Here is a 15,671-nt window from a genome sequence, read left to right on the forward strand (position 1 = left end):
TCCGCACCATCTGGCAAGGGATTACAGCACCGCTGCGATCAGCCCGCGCGCCTGCGCCTCATTGGCTTCCAGATACCAATTCTCCGGCGCCTTCTCCAAAAGCTCCTCCATCGTCACCTGCGATCCCAGGATCAGGTTGGCAAAGCCTTCATTCTGGATCGCGATCGACGATTCGATCTCGTTCAGCGTCGCCTTCAGGGTCGCGATGCAGGTGGACAGCGGGCCGGCCAGCTGGATGTTCTTGGTGATGATCCGCTCATGGATCATCAGCCTTGTGCCGCGCGTGAGGTATCGATTCTCGGTCGCGAAGAAGCTCATGAAGGTCGCGCCGGCCGAATAGACCGCCGTGCGCCCCATGAACACGAGCCGCCGTTCGGGATAGAGGTCGGAATGGAAACGGATATCCTCGCCCATCAGCCGGGCGATCTCCGGGTCGCCGCCCAGCGTGGAGAGTTCCACCACGACAAGGCCGGTCTGCGGCGCGGTGGACAGGCAATTTTTGAAATGCAGATACATGCCATGGTCGACCACGCCCGACAGCATGATCGATGGAAATTCGAAATCCTTGGGCGAAAGCAGGGGGGCAGTCATCAGCATGAATGGTCCTCGTCTGGCGGGAATGTCGGGCTGCACTACGCTTGGGATCGGAAAAGGTGCCGCGCTTTTGACTGGCGCCGACCGCAACAGCCTGTAAAGAACAGATCATGACCAAAGGGCGAAAGCTATGATCGCGAAACTCAAGGGGCTGCTCGACAGCACGAGCATCGACCATGCCATCATCGATGTGGGCGGCGTCTGCTATCTGGTCGGCGCCTCGTCCCGCACGCTGGCGGCGCTGGGGCCGGTGGGCGAAGCGGTGACGATCCATACCGAAATGCTGGTGTCGGACGACGCGATCCGCCTTGTCGGCTTTGCCCGTGCGGACGAACGCGACTGGTATCGCCTGCTCACCCATGTGCAGGGCGTGGGGTCGCGCGTGGCGCTGGCGATCCTGTCCGCGCTGGAACCGCACGACCTGCACCGCGCCGTCGCGGCGGGTGACAAGGCGATGATATCGCGCGCCAACGGCGTCGGCCCCAAGCTGGCGCAGCGCATCGTCAACGAATTGAAGGACAAGATCGGCGCCGCGCCCGGCGGTGGGCCGGTCCCCACGGGTGGTGTCGTGCCGCTGCCGACCGGCGGCCACAGCGCCGACGCGCTGTCCGCCCTCCAGAATCTCGGTTTCAAGCCGCATGAAGCCAGCATCGCCGTCGCCGCCGCCGAAGAGGAACTGGGCGACGGGGCGAGTCTGGACGCGCTGGTGCGGCTGGCGCTGCGGAAGGCGGCGAAGTGACTGACGACGACCGCCTCATCACCCCCGCGCGACGCCCCGAGGATGTCGACGCGGCCTTGCGTCCCAAGTCCCTCGACGAGTTTGTCGGGCAGCAGGCTGCGCGCGAAAATCTGCGCATCTTCATCCAGGCGGCCCGGTCGCGGGGCGATGCGCTCGACCATGTGCTGTTCTTCGGTCCGCCGGGTCTGGGTAAGACCACGCTGGCGCAGATCGTCGCCAAGGAAATGGGCGTGGGGTTCCGCGCCACGTCCGGCCCGGTCATCGCCAAGTCGGGCGATCTGGCCGCGCTGCTGACCAATCTGGATGAGGGCGACGTCCTGTTCGTGGACGAAATCCATCGGCTGAATCCTGCGGTCGAGGAAGTCCTCTATCCCGCGATGGAGGATCGCGCGCTCGACCTGATGATCGGGGAGGGGCCGTCCGCCCGCTCGGTGCGGATCGACCTGCCGCGTTTCACGCTGGTCGGCGCCACCACGCGACAGGGGTTGCTGACCACGCCGCTGCGCGACCGCTTCGGCATCCCGGTGCGGCTGCAATTCTACACGGTGGACGAACTGGAACTGGTGGTGCGCCGGGCCGCGCGGCTGCTCGACCTGGCCATCACCTCCGACGGCGCTATAGAAATTGCGCGTCGTTCGCGTGGCACGCCGCGTATCGCCGGCCGGCTGCTGCGCCGGGTGCGCGATTTCGCCAATGTCGCGGGTGCGCCCAGCGTCGATCGCAAGGTTGCCGATGCCGCGCTCATGCGGCTGGAGGTCGACCATCTTGGCCTCGACCTGATGGACCGGCGTTACCTGATGATGATCGCCGATATCTATCGCGGCGGGCCTGTCGGCGTGGAGACGCTGGCGGCCGGCCTGTCCGAAGCGCGCGACACGATCGAGGAAGTGGTCGAACCCTATCTGATCCAGCTCGGCCTCATCGCTCGCACCGCGCGGGGCCGTTGCCTCAATGGCCCCGGCTGGAAGCATCTCGGCCTCAACCCACCGGCAGGTGGGCAGGACGGGCTTTTCGACTGAAGCGTTTTCAAAGCAGGTGGCATCGCCTGCTGACTCGCAGCCGTAAGGCCAGCGCAGCCAAAACGCGGCAAACCCAAAAACTTAAAGCCGGCCCTAGTTTGGCCTAATCAGCTTAGGAACGGCTTTAAACGAAACCAACGGAAAAGCATGGCCGTTACGGCAAGGCGTCACTATAGCCTTGTCTAACGAGGAGGCGCGCAGCAGACGCGCCGGAAACCGCAGGAGTCGAGCCTTGAGGGCCATTGAGAAATTCCCCAATCTGGTAACGATGTTCTTCGCGCGCGCGCAGGAAAAGGGCGACGCGCCCTTCCTGTCGCGCAAGACTGGCGGTCAGTGGCAATCGCTCAGTTGGGCCGAGGTCGCGCGTCAGGTCGCCTCGCTCGCCGCCGCGCTCAAGGCGCAGGGGTTGAAGCCCGGCGATCCGGTGATGCTGGTCAGCGAAAACCGGCCCGAATTCTGTATCGCCGACCTTGCCATCATGGCGGCGGGCTGCATCAGCGTGCCGACCTACACCACCAACACCACGCGCGATCACCAGCATATCCTGACCGACAGCGGCGCCCGTGCCGTCATCGTGTCGACCGCCAAGCTGGCGCAGGCGCTGATGCCCGCCGTGGTCCGCTCGCAGGCCGCGTTCGTCATCGGCATGGAACCGTTGCGCGGCGCGCAGGGCACCTGCACCTGCCATTTGTGGAGCGACCTGCTCGCGGCGTATCCCGCCGATGTGGACATGATCGCAGCCGCCCAGGCCGCGACCCGCAACGATCAGGCCTGCATCATCTATACCAGCGGCACTGGCGGTGCCCCGCGCGGCGTGATGCAGCATCATGGCGCGATCCTCGCCAATGTGGAGGGGGCGGGCAAGGTCGTGGCGGAGGATTTCGGCTGGGACGACGAGCTGTTCCTGTCCTTCCTGCCGCTGTCCCATGCCTATGAGCATAGCGGCGGCCAGTTCCTGCCCATGCTGCTGGGCGGGCAGATCTATTATGCCGAGGGGCTGGAAAAGCTTGCCAGCAATATCGAGGAAACCCGGCCGACCATCATGGTGGTCGTGCCCCGCCTGTTCGAAGTGCTGCGTACGCGCATCATCAAGTCGATCGAGAAACAGGGCAAATTCCCCAATTATCTGCTGGGCCAGGCGATCCGCATCGCGGCCAAGGAAGCGGCGGGCAAGGGCAGCATCCTCGACGCGCCGATGAAGCTCCTGCTCTCGCGCACCCTCATCCCCAAGGTTCGCGCGCGCTTTGGCGGGCGGATGAAGGCGCTGGTGTCGGGCGGCGCGCCGCTAAACCCCGATGTCGGCCTGTTCTTTCAGGCAATGGGGCTGACGCTGCTCCAGGGCTATGGCCAGACCGAGGCCGGGCCGGTGGTCAGTTGCAACCGCCCCGCCGCCGGCATCGCCATGGACACGGTCGGTCCGCCGCTCGACGGTGTAGAGGTCAGGATCGCCGACGATGGCGAGATTCTCGTGCGCGGCGAACTGGTCATGCACGGTTACTGGCGCAATCCGGCGGAGACGGAAAAGGCGCTGAAGGATGGCTGGCTGCATACCGGCGATATTGGCGAGATCGATGCGAAGGGCCGCATCCGCATCACCGATCGCAAGAAAGATCTGATCGTCAATGACAAGGGCGACAATGTCTCCCCGCAGAAGGTCGAGGGGATGCTGACGCTCCAGAGCGAAATCGGTCAGGCGATGGTCCATGGCGACCGCCGTCCCTATCTGGTCGGGCTGCTGGTGCCGGACGCGGAATGGACCCGCGAATGGGCGATCGAACAGGGCGTGGCGCTGGACAGCGTGGCCGCCAACCCCGCTTATCAGGCGACGCTGCGCGCGGCGGTGGACCGGGTGAATGACGATCTGTCGGTGCTGGAGCGGGTCCGCCGCTTCATCCTGGCCGACGAACCCTTCGCCATCGAGAATGAGGAAATGACCCCTTCGATGAAGATCCGCCGCCACGTCATCCGCAAACGCTACGCGGAACGGCTGGACGCGCTGTACAAGGGGTAGGGGTCAGGCGGCGCGCGGAACGATTTGGTCCAGCGCGCCCTTCAAAGCGCGCTTGGCCTCCAGCAGTTCATGGTCGATTTGGAGGCCGAGGAAAAAGCCTTCTGACATGCGGAAATAGCGGGCCAGCCTCAAGTCGAGTTCGCCGTCCATCGGAGTTTCGCCATCGATAACCGATTGTATGCGTTGGGTCGGCAGACCGATGGCGGTTGCCAGTTCCTTCGCCGTCATCTCCAGTGGCTCCATGAACTCCAGCCAAAGCATTTCGCCAGCATGGGCATTATGCAGCCAGTCGGGATTATCGGTAGTGGTTGGTGATTTCGACATTGTGCGCGTGTCCGTCTTTCCAGACGAAGCATATACGCCATTGCATGTTGATGGAAATTGAATGTTGGCCTGCCCGGTCGTCGCTCAGCGCATGAAGGCGATTGCTCGGTGGATTGCGCAGGTCGTCCAGAGTCCGGACACGATTGAGCAACTTTAATTTATAAAATGCGCGATCCTGCATGTCCGACGGCAGCTTGCGGCTGCGTTCGCCGTGCCAGATTTTCTCGGTTTCGGGGTTGGCGAAGGAGCGGATCATTCCGCAACTTCCTTGCGAAGTGCCCATCTCCCTCCACCAATTCCTTCGACGGCTCGAAACCAATCTCGGCTACCGGTAAATGCCGTGGCATCGGAACTATTATATTCGAGCTCTCTTCTTATGATGGCATCCGTATTGAGAGGTAGGCTTCGGCCTGCCGAAAGCCGAATTTTCCGAACCTCTACATATAACTCGCGTAGATAAGCCGTGCCGCCTAACGTCGCGAGTGCTTCGCGAACATCGTCACGCCACAGGATTTTGCGTTTCAACTTGAGTTGCTTGGATTCTGCGGTTGCTGACTTTGTAGGGCGAGTATCATGCAAACCAAGCAGTCGTTGGAGAATCTGATTCTCGCTCTCCTCACCTTCGATTCGTTGTGCCCAAATCTTCGCAAAAACGTCCGTGCTGATGTCGATCGTACGCATTGACCTATCCTGTTCCGACCCTGATATCAGAACAGTTCCGATCTTTCTATAAAAAGTTCTAGAACTTTATCGCCCGAACTTCTTCTGCACCTTCCCGTACCGCATCTTCCGCGTCCCCGGCTTTCCCTCGGTCGCCCGCCCTCTCGGCGCTGCCACCTGCTCATGTGCCGGCAGGCCCAGCTCCTCCGCCTCCAGCTTGCGGATTTCGTCCCTGATCCGTCCGGCTTCCTCGAACTCCAGATCCGCCGCCGCGGCGCGCATCTTCTTTTCCAGATCCTCGATATAGGCGCGCAGATTATGGCCGACGAGGTGCGGGCGATCCTCCAGCCCGGTGTCGACCGTGACCTGATCCTTCGACGCCACATGGGCGATGATGTCGCCGATATTGCGCTTGATCGTGGTCGGCGTGATGCCATGCTCCAGATTATAGGCTTCCTGCTTCTCGCGGCGGCGTGAGGTTTCATTGAGCGCCCGCTCCATGCTGCCGGTAATCCGGTCGGCATAGAGGATCACGCGGCCCTCGACGTTGCGCGCCGCGCGACCGATCGTCTGGATCAACGAAGTTTCGGAGCGCAGGAACCCTTCCTTGTCCGCGTCCAAAATCGCCACCAGCCCGCACTCGGGGATATCCAGCCCCTCGCGCAGCAGGTTGATGCCGATCAGCACGTCATAGACGCCCAGCCGCAAATCGCGGATCAGTTCGATACGCTCCAGCGTCTCGACGTCGCTATGCATGTAGCGGACCTTGATCCCTGCCTCATGCATGAACTCGGTCAGGTCTTCCGCCATCCGCTTGGTCAATGTGGTGACGAGCGTACGGTATCCCTGCGCCGCGACCTTGCGGCACTCGTTTATCAGATCGTCGACCTGATCCTCGACCGGCTTGATCTCGACCGGCGGGTCGATCAGGCCGGTGGGGCGGATCACCTGTTCGCTGAACACGCCGCCGGTCTGCTCCATCTCCCACGGGCCCGGCGTCGCGGACACGCTGACCGTCTGCGGCCGCATCGCATCCCACTCATTGAAACGCAGCGGGCGATTGTCGATGCAACTGGGCAGGCGGAACCCATATTCGGCCAGCGTGATTTTGCGCCGATGGTCGCCCCGCGCCATCGCACCGATCTGCGGCACGGTCTGGTGACTTTCGTCCACGAACAGCACGGCATTTTCGGGCAGATATTCGAATAGGGTCGGCGGCGGCTCGCCTGGCAGGCGGCCGGTCAGGAAGCGGCTGTAATTCTCAATCCCCGCGCAACTGCCGGTCGCCGCGATCATCTCCAGGTCGAAATTGGTGCGCTGCTCCAGCCGCTGCGCCTCCAGCAGCTTGCCTTCCTCGACCAGTTCCTTCAGCCGCTCGGTAAGTTCGAAGCGGATCGCTTCCATCGCCTGCTTCAGCGTCGGGCCGGGCGTGACATGGTGGCTGTTGGGGAAGACCTTCACATAGTCGAGGCTGGCGACCTTCTTGCCGGTCAGCGGGTCGAACTCGACGATATCCTCGATTTCATTGCCGAAGAAGCTGATGCGCCAGGCCGTGTCCTCATAATGGGACGGGAAGATTTCGAGATTGTCGCCCTTCACGCGGAAATTGCCGCGCGCAAAGCCCGCATCGTTGCGCTTATACTGGAGCGCGACCAGCTTGCGGATGATCTCCCGCTGATCCTCGATCCCGCCCTTCTTCATCGAGAATGTCATCGCCGAATAGGTTTCGACCGATCCGATACCGTACAGGCAGGAGACGGACGCGACGATGATGACGTCGTCCCGTTCCAGCAGCGCGCGGGTGGCCGAATGGCGCATCCGGTCGATGCTCTCGTTTACGCTCGATTCCTTCTCGATATAGGTGTCCGACCGCGCGACATAGGCTTCAGGCTGATAATAATCGTAATAGCTGACGAAATATTCGACTGCATTATCGGGGAAGAAGCTCTTGAACTCACCATAGAGCTGCGCCGCGAGAATCTTGTTCGGCGCCAGGATCAGCGCTGGCCGCTGCAACGCCTCGATCACCTTGGCCATGGTGAAGGTCTTGCCGGAGCCGGTGACGCCCAGCAGCACCTGGTCCTTCTCGCCTGCCAGCGCCTGCTCCACCAGTTCGGGAATCGCGGTGCGCTGGTCGCCCGATGGCTCATAGTCGCTGACCAGCGTGAATGGCCGGCCACCCTCGCTCTTTTCAGGGCGCGCGGGCCGGTGCGGGACAAAACTCTCGCCGGTTTCCGGTTCATCGAGGCTGGTGCGGATCTGAATCGACATGGGCGCAATATGGGGACTTAGGGCTGCGGTGCAATCGGCGTCGCTTGCGGTCAGGGTTTCAGTTCGAACGCCGTCTTGGGCATGGGCGGATAGACGACCGGCTTGTCGCCGAACCGCGCGCGCAGGGCGGCCTGGCGGCGTTCCATGCTGATTGTTTCGACATTGACTTCGTCGGGAAAGCGGAAGCTGATATCGACCTTCCCCTGTTTGATTTCATATTCCATGATCGACCAGCGCTTGATGCCGCCTTCATCAGACTCGGCATACCAGGCTTCCCAGAGAAGATCAGACAGCGTTTCATTATCGTCGAGATAGCGAATCTGGTTGCCGTCATCCTTGAAGATATTCGGGCTGATCCAACCCTCGCCGATCTCGACGTACAGAAAGATGCCATCGGGATCGCCGCCGACGATGTCGACCAGTTCCACGCCAATCTGGTTGAAGAGACGGCTCAAAATATCGAGCTTATCTTTTGTCACCGGCTTTGCCTTTCGCTTCATTGGGGAATTTCTGGCTGGTTCTTTCGCCATCGATCTCCCAGTTGACGTTGATCTGATAAGGTCGTTTCGAGGTGCCGTGGTAAAGCGGTTCGATATCCACGAATATCTTATGCCCGGCGCGCAGTTCCCTGGCCCATGAATCTTCCATGACGCGATAGCTGCCGCGGTTGAAATTGGAATTCTGGGCGAAATGGTTGAAGCTATCGCTGGGACCGTTGAAGCGAGCAGCAATGAAATGCCCGCCATCGTCGCCCTCAAGCCGGTTTGGCTTGCCGGCCTGCGCCTGATTGTGGCGCGATCGCACAGGCGAGACGGCCAGCGACAACGGGCCAAATATCCGCCGACCGCGCGCGGCGACATCGATATGGAAATCATAGCCATTTTTCGTCTCCCGCCTCCAATTTTGATCGAGAATCTGGCTTTCCAGCGACGGCGCATTGCTTGGATCTGGCGGCGGCTTGCCGTCATGGCGTTCCATATGATGGGCTAAGCCAAGGAAATTATTCTTGGCCGCCCGACCTGCATCCAGATAGGCCTGATGCGGCAGCTTGATCCTTTGTCCCACTCGCAAAGGCTGATCGATGGCATGCTGGTTGAGCCAGGCCAGATCGCGGGCGGTCAGCCCCTTTCGTCGCGCGGCGATGCGGGACAGCGAGTCTCCCGGCTGCACGATATGGATCGCATGATTATCCGGATGATCCGCCCGATTGCGACTGCGAGCCGGTAGGCCATCATCATTCCGTGCCTTTCCAGGGTCAGTCGTCCCCGAACCGGCGGAATAGCCGCCGGCGCCAAAATAGCGCCCCTGTCCTGCAAAGGTGAACCGCCCATTCTCTTCGTCATGCCAGGGGTTGAACTTCACTTCGACCGCCGCTGGTGCAACACGACGCCCGGTCCGCAGATAGAGGCTGAAGGCAGCCAGTTCGCCCGACATTGTCCGCTGCATGCAAACTCCCCCCAAAGTTCAACCGAGGTCGTCTAGCAAAAACAAAAGAACAAAGTAAGAACAAATCACAATTTGCGTCCTGTCATTGAACCCGCCAACAGCGCTGATATGCTCGGCCTGGGATGGAAACAGGGAGGATGACGATGCGCCGGACAGTCATGATGCTTGCGATGGTCGCCGGGCTTGCCGCCTGCGGGGACAAGCCCGGCGACAAGACGGGCGAGATCGCCGCCACCGATGCGATGAGCCGGCAGGAGGTGAAGGCCGCGGTCGACAAGGTGCAGTTGAAGCCCGGCCAGTGGGAGGGACGCTTCACCGTGCGGGATATCGACATGCCCGGCGCGCCGGCCGGCGTGAAGGATCAGATGAAGAGCATGATGAGCCAGACCTCGCTCAAATATTGCATCACGCCGGAGCAGGCCGCCAATCCCAGCGGGGATATGTTCGCGGGTCAGGAGAATAAGGACTGCACCTATGGCGGGTTCGAGGCGCAGGCCGGGTCGGTCAAGGGGCAGGTTTCCTGCAAGTCGCAGGGCGGCACCATGAACGCCACCATGTCCGGCACCTATGCGCCGGAAAACTATGCGATGGACATGGACATGAAGATGGCGGGCGGCCCGCACAATATGACCATGGCGATGACCGCCCGCTCGGAAGGCAAGTGGATCGGCCCGGATTGCGCATCGACCGGTGCCGACTGACGTCGCGGACGGGTGCTGGCTGTGCGAACGGCCGCTAGGCGGGCGGGTGGAGTGGCACCATCCCATGCCCAAAAGCCGCGGCGGGCGGGTTGTGGTGCCGCTGCACCCGATCTGCCATCGCACCATCCATGCGACATTGACCAATGCCGAACTGGCGCGCGCCTATGCCGATCGGGCCGCATTGCGCGCCCAGCCCGCCATCGCCCGCTTCCTGGCATGGATCGCGGACAAGCCGGCGGACTTCCATGCGCCCACGCGGCATGCACCCACGCGGCGCCGGCGATAATTTCCCTTGCGCTCCGTGGCTAAGCGGTAGAGCCTTCGCACAGGTTCCATCGAGAACAGGGGAGAGGATATGCGAAAGACCTGGCATGCGGCATGGCCGCTGGCCATCCTATTGGGCGGCACCCTTGGCCTGACCGCCTGCGGCAGCGAACCCGCGCCGGCGCCGGAGGCGGAGGAAGCACCGGTCCTGATGCAGGCCGGGCAATGGACGCTGACCCGCAAGACGACCGGCTACAACACCCCTACCGTGACTCCCGCCGAATATCAGGAAGCGTTGAAGCAGATCGGTGAGGACAAGCTGTGCATCGCCATCGACAAGGACGGCCTGCCGGATGCCGATGCGATCGCGGGCAAGGAAGGCAGCGCATGCAGCTATAAGGACAAGATGGCGCGCAAGGGCCGCCTGATCGCGACGCTCAGTTGCAAGTCGGGTGCCGGCACGTCGGAAATTGCGGTAGAGGGCAATTATACCGCCGATTCCCTGACGCTGGGCACCACCATGACGAAGACGGAGGGCGGCAACCCTGTTCTGCGCACCACGCATGACCTTACCGGCACGCGCACCGGGGACTGCGCCAAGGCGGGATGATCCGTCCCGTGAAGGGGCGAGCCGCCATTAGGGCTTGGGTAAGCGTCGCCGCCTAGATTGCCGTCCGGGACAATCGGGGGACAGTCATGCGGCGATGCGGATCGAAAATGGTGGTGGGGCTGGTCATGGCCGCTGTACTGGCCGGCACCCTGGCCGGTTGCGCACCGGCGGTGGACGATCCCGCCAATCCGCCCCGGCTTGGCCGCTGGCGCGACCAGACCCAATTGGTCGGGCTGACGCTGGACGACCGGTCGGTCCCCCTGACTGAACTGCCGCGCAATCTGGCGGCCGAACTGGACAAGGCTGCCAAGGTCGAGGAAACATGCGGCGAACCGCGCCTGCGCGACCGGGAGGAAGCGACCCGGCTCATCAGCGCGCGCATTCCCGATTGCAATGTGGAGGAATGGACGCATGACGGTCATGCCGTCTCCGGTCTGGCCCGCTGCACCCCGCGCAAATGGGGCACGACGGAGGTGACGCCGACGGTGCGGGCAGAGGGCGCCATGGGCGAAACCTATGTCCGCCTCGATATCCAGAGTATCGCGCGCATCCCCGAACCGTCCGGCAATACCCATAGCGCCGTCATCAAGCTGCACCGCACGATCGAACGGCTGGGGGATTGCGGCTAGAGCCTTTTCTAAGCAGGTGGAATCACCTGCTGACTCGGAGCCGTAAGGCCAGCGCAGCTAAAACGCGGTAAACCAAAAACTTAGAGCAGCCGAGCCGATGCAATCGGATCGGGAACGGCTCTAAAGGCGCGCCAACCGGACGGGGCGCCGGCCGTGCACCGCCCGGTTGCGCATGCCTGTGGACTCTCCTGCGTATCACTTGTGTGCAGTCGCTGTATGACCCTGTGCATGACCTGTGGATAAGTCCGGGATTATTCCAGTGTCCGGATCGCCCGTTCGTCGCAGCGTTTCGTCCCGACCGGCACCGGGCTGACCTTTGGTACTGGCAGCGTCTGGCCGATCCGCAACGGCGCGAAGCGCTTCCGATCGATCCCGGCGCAGCGCAGATAGAGTTCCAGCATCCTTGGCGGCGTATCCCATTGTTCGTAGGACAGGCGGAACGTGCCCCAATGGATCGGGATCGCGGTCGATGCGCCCAATCGCTCGAACACCTCCACCGCCTGTGCCGGCCCGATATGCGCGTCCGACGCCATCTGCCCCTTCCAGAAGCGGAAGGCGCCGATCGGGATCAGCGCCAGCCGGATCGGGCCGTAGCGCTTCGCCTCATAAGGCCAGCCCATGTCGCCCGCGCCGGTATCGCCGGCGAAGAAGATATTGCCCGCCCGCGTCTCGATCAGGAAACTCGACCATAGCGCCCGGTTGCGGTCGGTGCCCCAGCGGCTGCCCCAATGATGGTTGCGGGTCACATGGACGCGATAGTCGGGGCAATGTTCGTAATTGCCGCACTGGATCACCGCCTGCGGTGCCAGGCCGTTGAGCGCCGCGCCGCTGACCGACTGGCCCCAGTCCAGCGCGGTGGCCGGGATGCCCTGTGCCTTCAGGATCGCGTCATTGCCCAGGCTGGTGACGATCCTGGGTCGATCCCGCTCCCACAGCTTTTTCAGCGTGGGCAGGTCCATATGGTCATAATGATTGTGGCTGAGGACAATCAGGTCGATTTTCGGCAGGTCGTCGAAGCGGATGCCCGGTTCCGCCACCCGTTTCGGCCCCAGCGGCGGCAGCGGGCTGGCATAGTCGGACCAGATCGGATCGGTCAGGATGTTGAGGCCCGCCGCCTGCACCAGCACGGTCGCATGCCCGACCCAGGTGGCCACCATGCCGCGCGGCGCGGCGAAGGGGGCGGGACGTGCGGGCTTGACCGCGATAGCCAGCGGCCATGGCGGCCGATCGTCATGGCCCAGCAGCCAGCGCGCGATGAAGCCCTGCCGGCTGGTCCCCGGCGGCGCGGGCGCCTCGATCGCGCCATCGGGGTTGAAGAAATGCGCGCCGTCATAATGGCGGCTGACCGGTCCTTCATAATAGAGGCGGTCAAGGAAGGGCGGCACGATCGTGATCGCCAGGCACAGGGCGACGATGGCGAACAGCAGGGCGATGCCCACGCCCCGGACGATGCTGGCAAGGCGACCCATGGATATTCCCGTATTGGACATGGCTTGGGGACATAGCGGATGGGGCCATCCGGGCAAGCGGATGTCGGCAGTGGATGCTTGACTGGAATGATGATTCTATTTATCGTGCGGCCATGCCTGGTAGTGTGGCCGTCATGGTCGCGCTTGGGAAGGCGGCACGGGGGACACATCCCGTGCCGACAGCTGCAGGCCGCTTGTCCTTCGGGACGGTCCTTTCGGGGATGGAGCGGCGCAGCCTTCTGATGCTCCCTCTGTCACCCGAAGATGATGATGGGAGAGAATCATGTCCGATTATGTTCGCAACCTATGGTATATGGCGGCCTGGGATCATGAAGTGCCCGAAGGCGGCATGCTCTCGCGCACCCTGCTGGATCGCAAATGGCTGATCGCCCGCCTGCCCGATGGCGACTATGCCATGCTGGCGGATCGTTGCCCGCATCGCTTCGTGCCTTTGAGCAAGGGGCGGCTGGACGGCGACGTCATCCATTGTCCCTATCATGGGCTGGGCTTCGACCGCAGCGGCGCCTGCGTCCATAATCCCTTTCCCGCGCCGCCGCCCGCCCATGTCCGGGTGGACACGATGCCGGTCGTCCATCGCCATCGCGGCCTGTGGTTTTGGCCCGGCGACCCGGACAAGGCCGATCCAGCGCTGATCCCCGACTTCGCCTTCGTCGATCGCGAAGGGATGAGCCGCAGCCATATGACCATCCACGGCCATTATGAACTGCTGACCGACAATCTGATGGACCTGACCCATGCCGAGTTCCTGCATGTCACCAGCTTCGGCGTAAACGGCTCGATCTTCTCGGGCGCGCAGTCGGTGACGAAGGACGATAGCGGCGCGATCTGGAACAATTGGGATATGGAGGCGGTCGCGCCGCCCAACTGGGCGCTGCCGCTGTTGGGTTGCGATGCGCCGATCGACCAGTGGCTGCACATGCGCTGGCACGCGCCGTCCTGCATGGCGCTGACCGTCGGGCTGGCCCGCACCGGCACCGGCCGCCGCGACATGGTGGTGCCGCAAATGACCAACCCGCACATCATCACGCCCGAAACGCTGGGCAGCTCGCACTATTTCTACGACCATGAAGCCACGGAGGAAGCGGCGGCGCTGGCCCGTCAGGTCTTTGTCGAGGAGGATGAACCGATGATCGAGGCGGCGCAGGAAGCGCTCGCCGGCCAGGATTTCTGGGACGCGCGCCCCGCCATTCTGGAAACCGACGCCGGTGCGATCCGCGCCCGCCGCCGCCTCATGCAGTTGCGCCGGGCGGAGGCGACGCTGTAGTCAAATAAAATCGAGGATGGACGCTACAAGGCTGTATCGCCATTCAGATGATGACGTGCCGAGCCGTAAGGCCAGCGCAGCTAAAATGGTGTTTTCTCACGAACCGGAGCGCAGCGTACTAAAAGTACGTGAGCACCGGAAGCGCGGGAAAGCGCCATTTGCAGGCCGTCAGGGCTGAATGGCGATACAGCCTCAGCCCTGATCCTGATAGGCCATCTGAAGGATACCCCAATGGCGGCCCTTCACATGGATGGAGGCGATCACCTGCTTCAGCAGGATGACGTCGCCCTGTGCGGTCAGCCGGCGATAGGCCTTGATGCAGAAGGGCTGGGTGATCTTCGCCTGTTCGCGCGTATCGGGGAAGTCGAACATGACGCCCTGGCGTGCATATTCCATGTTCCACTCGCTATCGCCCGGCCGCTGCTGCTGAGCGCGTTCGGGCATGGCGATCGCGCCATAGGCATTGCGATCGGTGAAGGTCATGCCGAACAGGCCGGAGAAGCTGCGGGCGCTTTCCTGCGCAGCGCGCGCGGCGGGCAGCATCACCGCCTGCACCGGATGGGTGAAGAGCGGCGGGTTGGTCCCGACGATCGGTGCATAATCTTCGCTGAAGATCGCGGCTTCGCTCACCTCGCCCGCGTCGATCGCCCGCTCGATCGCACGGCTGACCTGCTGCGCGCTTTCCAGGCTGAAATCGATATAGGGCGAATCGGGAATGTCGACGCCGCTTTCGGCCAGATATTGCAGCAGTTCGTTGGTATCGTCGCTGGCAATGGACACGCGGCCCGACAGGCGTTGCAAGCCGTCGGCATTGTCGGTCGATGTGCTGGCCAGCGCGGCCAGTCCCCCCGGATCTCGCTGGCCGATCCGACCATGGATGCGATGCGGCCGGCCATCGTCTCGCTATTGTTCGACAGGCCCTGCATCAGCGTGCCGAGCCGTTCCACCAGCGCCTCGATCGTCTTGGTGTCGTTGAGCGCGGTGCGGGCGGTCTGGGCGCCATGGGTGATGCTGGACAGCATCCCGCCGGCCTCGCCGGTCAGTGCCGCGATCGACTGTTCGATCGTATGGGTCGCGGCGGTGGTTTCCTGCGCCAGCTTCTTCACTTCCGACGCGACCACGGCAAAGCCGCGCCCGGCGTCCCCGGCGCGTGCCGCCTCGATCGTGGCGTTGAGCGCAAGGAGGTTGGTCTGGCTGGCGATGCCGCTGATGACGCTGGTGACATGGGCGACGGTCTTCAACGCCTCGCCAAAGCCGTCCAGCCGCGCATGGATGCGACTCACCTGTTCGATCAGGTCGACGAAATTAAGGTTGGCGGTCGATAGCTGCCGGCTCGAATCGTCGATGATGGCGCGGGCGGCGACCGCCTGTTCGCGCGCCGCCTGTCCGGCCATCGCCACGCTGTCGCCATCGCGCGACAATTGCGACGCGGCGCCGTTGATCGCCTCGATCGTGCGCGCCTGGTGTGTCACCCGGTCGGCCAGTTCGCTGATGTCTGCCTGAAGGTCGAGCGTACGGATGCCCAGGTCGCCAGACAATTTGGCGACCTTCATCACCGCACGGGCGACGGTTTCGGATTGCGCTTCTTTTCCCACGGCATGAAGGGCTATCGCACCATGGTAAAATAAGGGTTAGCGATGGGCCGCAGT

At 62.9% G+C, this 15,671-nt stretch carries 16 protein-coding genes and 1 pseudogene; 8 read left to right on the plus strand and 9 right to left on the minus strand.

The features are described from left to right. Positions 1-21: 21 nt before the first annotated feature. The gene (locus tag ACNHGR_RS14845; RefSeq protein WP_184268812.1) at positions 22-597 is read right to left on the minus strand and encodes a peptidase S14; all 576 of its coding nucleotides are present in this window, start codon (positions 595-597) and stop codon (positions 22-24) included. A gap of 127 nt (positions 598-724) precedes the next feature. Here ACNHGR_RS14845 and ruvA point away from each other — a divergent pair, with 127 nt between their 5' ends. The 3 genes from ruvA to ACNHGR_RS14860 all read left to right on the plus strand — a co-directional run bounded on the left by ruvA (position 725) and on the right by ACNHGR_RS14860 (position 4,363). Beyond that, on the plus strand, positions 725-1,333 hold the full coding sequence (ruvA, locus tag ACNHGR_RS14850) for a Holliday junction branch migration protein RuvA (protein WP_475287070.1): 609 nt from the start codon (positions 725-727) through the stop codon (positions 1,331-1,333). Continuing rightward, positions 1,330-2,352, plus strand: coding sequence for a Holliday junction branch migration DNA helicase RuvB (gene ruvB, locus ACNHGR_RS14855; RefSeq protein ID WP_475287071.1), 1,023 nt, complete (start codon positions 1,330-1,332; stop codon positions 2,350-2,352). The genes ruvA and ruvB overlap by 4 nt, the downstream gene beginning before the upstream one ends. Before the next feature lie 268 nt (positions 2,353-2,620). Next, positions 2,621-4,363: an AMP-dependent synthetase/ligase gene (locus tag ACNHGR_RS14860; RefSeq protein WP_475288444.1), complete on the plus strand. Its 1,743-nt coding sequence runs from the start codon at positions 2,621-2,623 to the stop codon at positions 4,361-4,363. Between the two features lie 3 nt (positions 4,364-4,366). Here the strand turns inward: ACNHGR_RS14860 and ACNHGR_RS14865 are convergent, their stop codons facing one another. From ACNHGR_RS14865 to ACNHGR_RS14890, 6 genes are all read right to left on the minus strand, one after another. After that, positions 4,367-4,687 (minus strand): HigA family addiction module antitoxin, encoded by a 321-nt coding sequence (locus tag ACNHGR_RS14865; RefSeq protein ID WP_475287073.1) that lies wholly within the window; start codon positions 4,685-4,687, stop codon positions 4,367-4,369. Further along, positions 4,659-4,943, minus strand: a complete 285-nt coding sequence (locus tag ACNHGR_RS14870; protein ID WP_475287075.1) for a type II toxin-antitoxin system RelE/ParE family toxin — start codon at positions 4,941-4,943, stop codon at positions 4,659-4,661. Before ACNHGR_RS14870 ends, ACNHGR_RS14865 begins: the two co-directional genes overlap by 29 nt. Further along, positions 4,940-5,368 (minus strand): hypothetical protein, encoded by a 429-nt coding sequence (locus tag ACNHGR_RS14875; RefSeq protein ID WP_475287076.1) that lies wholly within the window; start codon positions 5,366-5,368, stop codon positions 4,940-4,942. The genes ACNHGR_RS14870 and ACNHGR_RS14875 overlap by 4 nt, the downstream gene beginning before the upstream one ends. Before the next feature lie 66 nt (positions 5,369-5,434). Next, entirely contained in the window at positions 5,435-7,618 is a 2,184-nt protein-coding gene (uvrB, locus tag ACNHGR_RS14880) for an excinuclease ABC subunit UvrB (RefSeq protein WP_475287078.1), read from the minus strand. Between the two features lie 50 nt (positions 7,619-7,668). Beyond that, positions 7,669-8,097, minus strand: coding sequence for a hypothetical protein (locus ACNHGR_RS14885; protein WP_184268825.1), 429 nt, complete (start codon positions 8,095-8,097; stop codon positions 7,669-7,671). Next, positions 8,084-9,064, minus strand: a complete 981-nt coding sequence (locus ACNHGR_RS14890; protein ID WP_475287079.1) for a LysM peptidoglycan-binding domain-containing protein — start codon at positions 9,062-9,064, stop codon at positions 8,084-8,086. Before ACNHGR_RS14890 ends, ACNHGR_RS14885 begins: the two co-directional genes overlap by 14 nt. 143 nt (positions 9,065-9,207) lie before the next feature. Between ACNHGR_RS14890 and ACNHGR_RS14895 the strand changes: the two genes are divergently transcribed. From ACNHGR_RS14895 to ACNHGR_RS14910, 4 genes are all read left to right on the plus strand, one after another. Continuing rightward, positions 9,208-9,765: a DUF3617 domain-containing protein gene (locus ACNHGR_RS14895; protein ID WP_475287081.1), complete on the plus strand. Its 558-nt coding sequence runs from the start codon at positions 9,208-9,210 to the stop codon at positions 9,763-9,765. After that, positions 9,740-10,051: an HNH endonuclease gene (locus ACNHGR_RS14900; RefSeq protein WP_475288445.1), complete on the plus strand. Its 312-nt coding sequence runs from the start codon at positions 9,740-9,742 to the stop codon at positions 10,049-10,051. Before ACNHGR_RS14895 ends, ACNHGR_RS14900 begins: the two co-directional genes overlap by 26 nt. 69 nt (positions 10,052-10,120) lie before the next feature. Continuing rightward, positions 10,121-10,639, plus strand: a complete 519-nt coding sequence (locus tag ACNHGR_RS14905) for a DUF3617 domain-containing protein (RefSeq protein WP_184268831.1) — start codon at positions 10,121-10,123, stop codon at positions 10,637-10,639. A gap of 86 nt (positions 10,640-10,725) precedes the next feature. Continuing rightward, entirely contained in the window at positions 10,726-11,268 is a 543-nt protein-coding gene (locus ACNHGR_RS14910; protein WP_475287082.1) for a hypothetical protein, read from the plus strand. 251 nt (positions 11,269-11,519) lie between these two features. On the opposite strand, the gene ACNHGR_RS14915 is transcribed toward ACNHGR_RS14910, so the two are convergent. Further along, positions 11,520-12,737: an MBL fold metallo-hydrolase gene (locus ACNHGR_RS14915; protein WP_475287083.1), complete on the minus strand. Its 1,218-nt coding sequence runs from the start codon at positions 12,735-12,737 to the stop codon at positions 11,520-11,522. A gap of 283 nt (positions 12,738-13,020) precedes the next feature. Here ACNHGR_RS14915 and ACNHGR_RS14920 point away from each other — a divergent pair, with 283 nt between their 5' ends. Further along, positions 13,021-14,022, plus strand: coding sequence for a Rieske 2Fe-2S domain-containing protein (locus ACNHGR_RS14920; RefSeq protein WP_475287085.1), 1,002 nt, complete (start codon positions 13,021-13,023; stop codon positions 14,020-14,022). Positions 14,023-14,214: 192 nt separating this feature from the next. On the opposite strand, the pseudogene ACNHGR_RS14925 reads toward ACNHGR_RS14920, so the two are convergent. After that, positions 14,215-15,575, minus strand: a pseudogene (locus tag ACNHGR_RS14925) (methyl-accepting chemotaxis protein). Positions 15,576-15,671 lie beyond the last annotated feature (96 nt).

The sequence above is a fragment of the Sphingobium sp. RS1 genome (assembly GCF_056156825.1).

What these genes read in the sequence shown, in the direction of transcription:
- ACNHGR_RS14845 (WP_184268812.1), bottom strand. Translation starts at nt 597, where the DNA reads ATGCTGATGACTGCCCCCCTGCTTTCGCCCAAGGATTTCGAATTTCCA.
- ruvA (WP_475287070.1), top strand. Translation starts at nt 725, where the DNA reads ATGATCGCGAAACTCAAGGGGCTGCTCGACAGCACGAGCATCGACCAT.
- ACNHGR_RS14860 (WP_475288444.1), top strand. Translation starts at nt 2,621, where the DNA reads ATGTTCTTCGCGCGCGCGCAGGAAAAGGGCGACGCGCCCTTCCTGTCG.
- ACNHGR_RS14865 (WP_475287073.1), bottom strand. Translation starts at nt 4,687, where the DNA reads ATGTCGAAATCACCAACCACTACCGATAATCCCGACTGGCTGCATAAT.
- ACNHGR_RS14870 (WP_475287075.1), bottom strand. Translation starts at nt 4,943, where the DNA reads ATGATCCGCTCCTTCGCCAACCCCGAAACCGAGAAAATCTGGCACGGC.
- ACNHGR_RS14875 (WP_475287076.1), bottom strand. Translation starts at nt 5,368, where the DNA reads ATGCGTACGATCGACATCAGCACGGACGTTTTTGCGAAGATTTGGGCA.
- uvrB (WP_475287078.1), bottom strand. Translation starts at nt 7,618, where the DNA reads ATGTCGATTCAGATCCGCACCAGCCTCGATGAACCGGAAACCGGCGAG.
- ACNHGR_RS14890 (WP_475287079.1), bottom strand. Translation starts at nt 9,064, where the DNA reads ATGCAGCGGACAATGTCGGGCGAACTGGCTGCCTTCAGCCTCTATCTG.
- ACNHGR_RS14895 (WP_475287081.1), top strand. Translation starts at nt 9,208, where the DNA reads ATGCGCCGGACAGTCATGATGCTTGCGATGGTCGCCGGGCTTGCCGCC.
- ACNHGR_RS14905 (WP_184268831.1), top strand. Translation starts at nt 10,121, where the DNA reads ATGCGAAAGACCTGGCATGCGGCATGGCCGCTGGCCATCCTATTGGGC.
- ACNHGR_RS14910 (WP_475287082.1), top strand. Translation starts at nt 10,726, where the DNA reads ATGCGGCGATGCGGATCGAAAATGGTGGTGGGGCTGGTCATGGCCGCT.
- ACNHGR_RS14915 (WP_475287083.1), bottom strand. Translation starts at nt 12,737, where the DNA reads ATGGGTCGCCTTGCCAGCATCGTCCGGGGCGTGGGCATCGCCCTGCTG.
- ACNHGR_RS14920 (WP_475287085.1), top strand. Translation starts at nt 13,021, where the DNA reads ATGTCCGATTATGTTCGCAACCTATGGTATATGGCGGCCTGGGATCAT.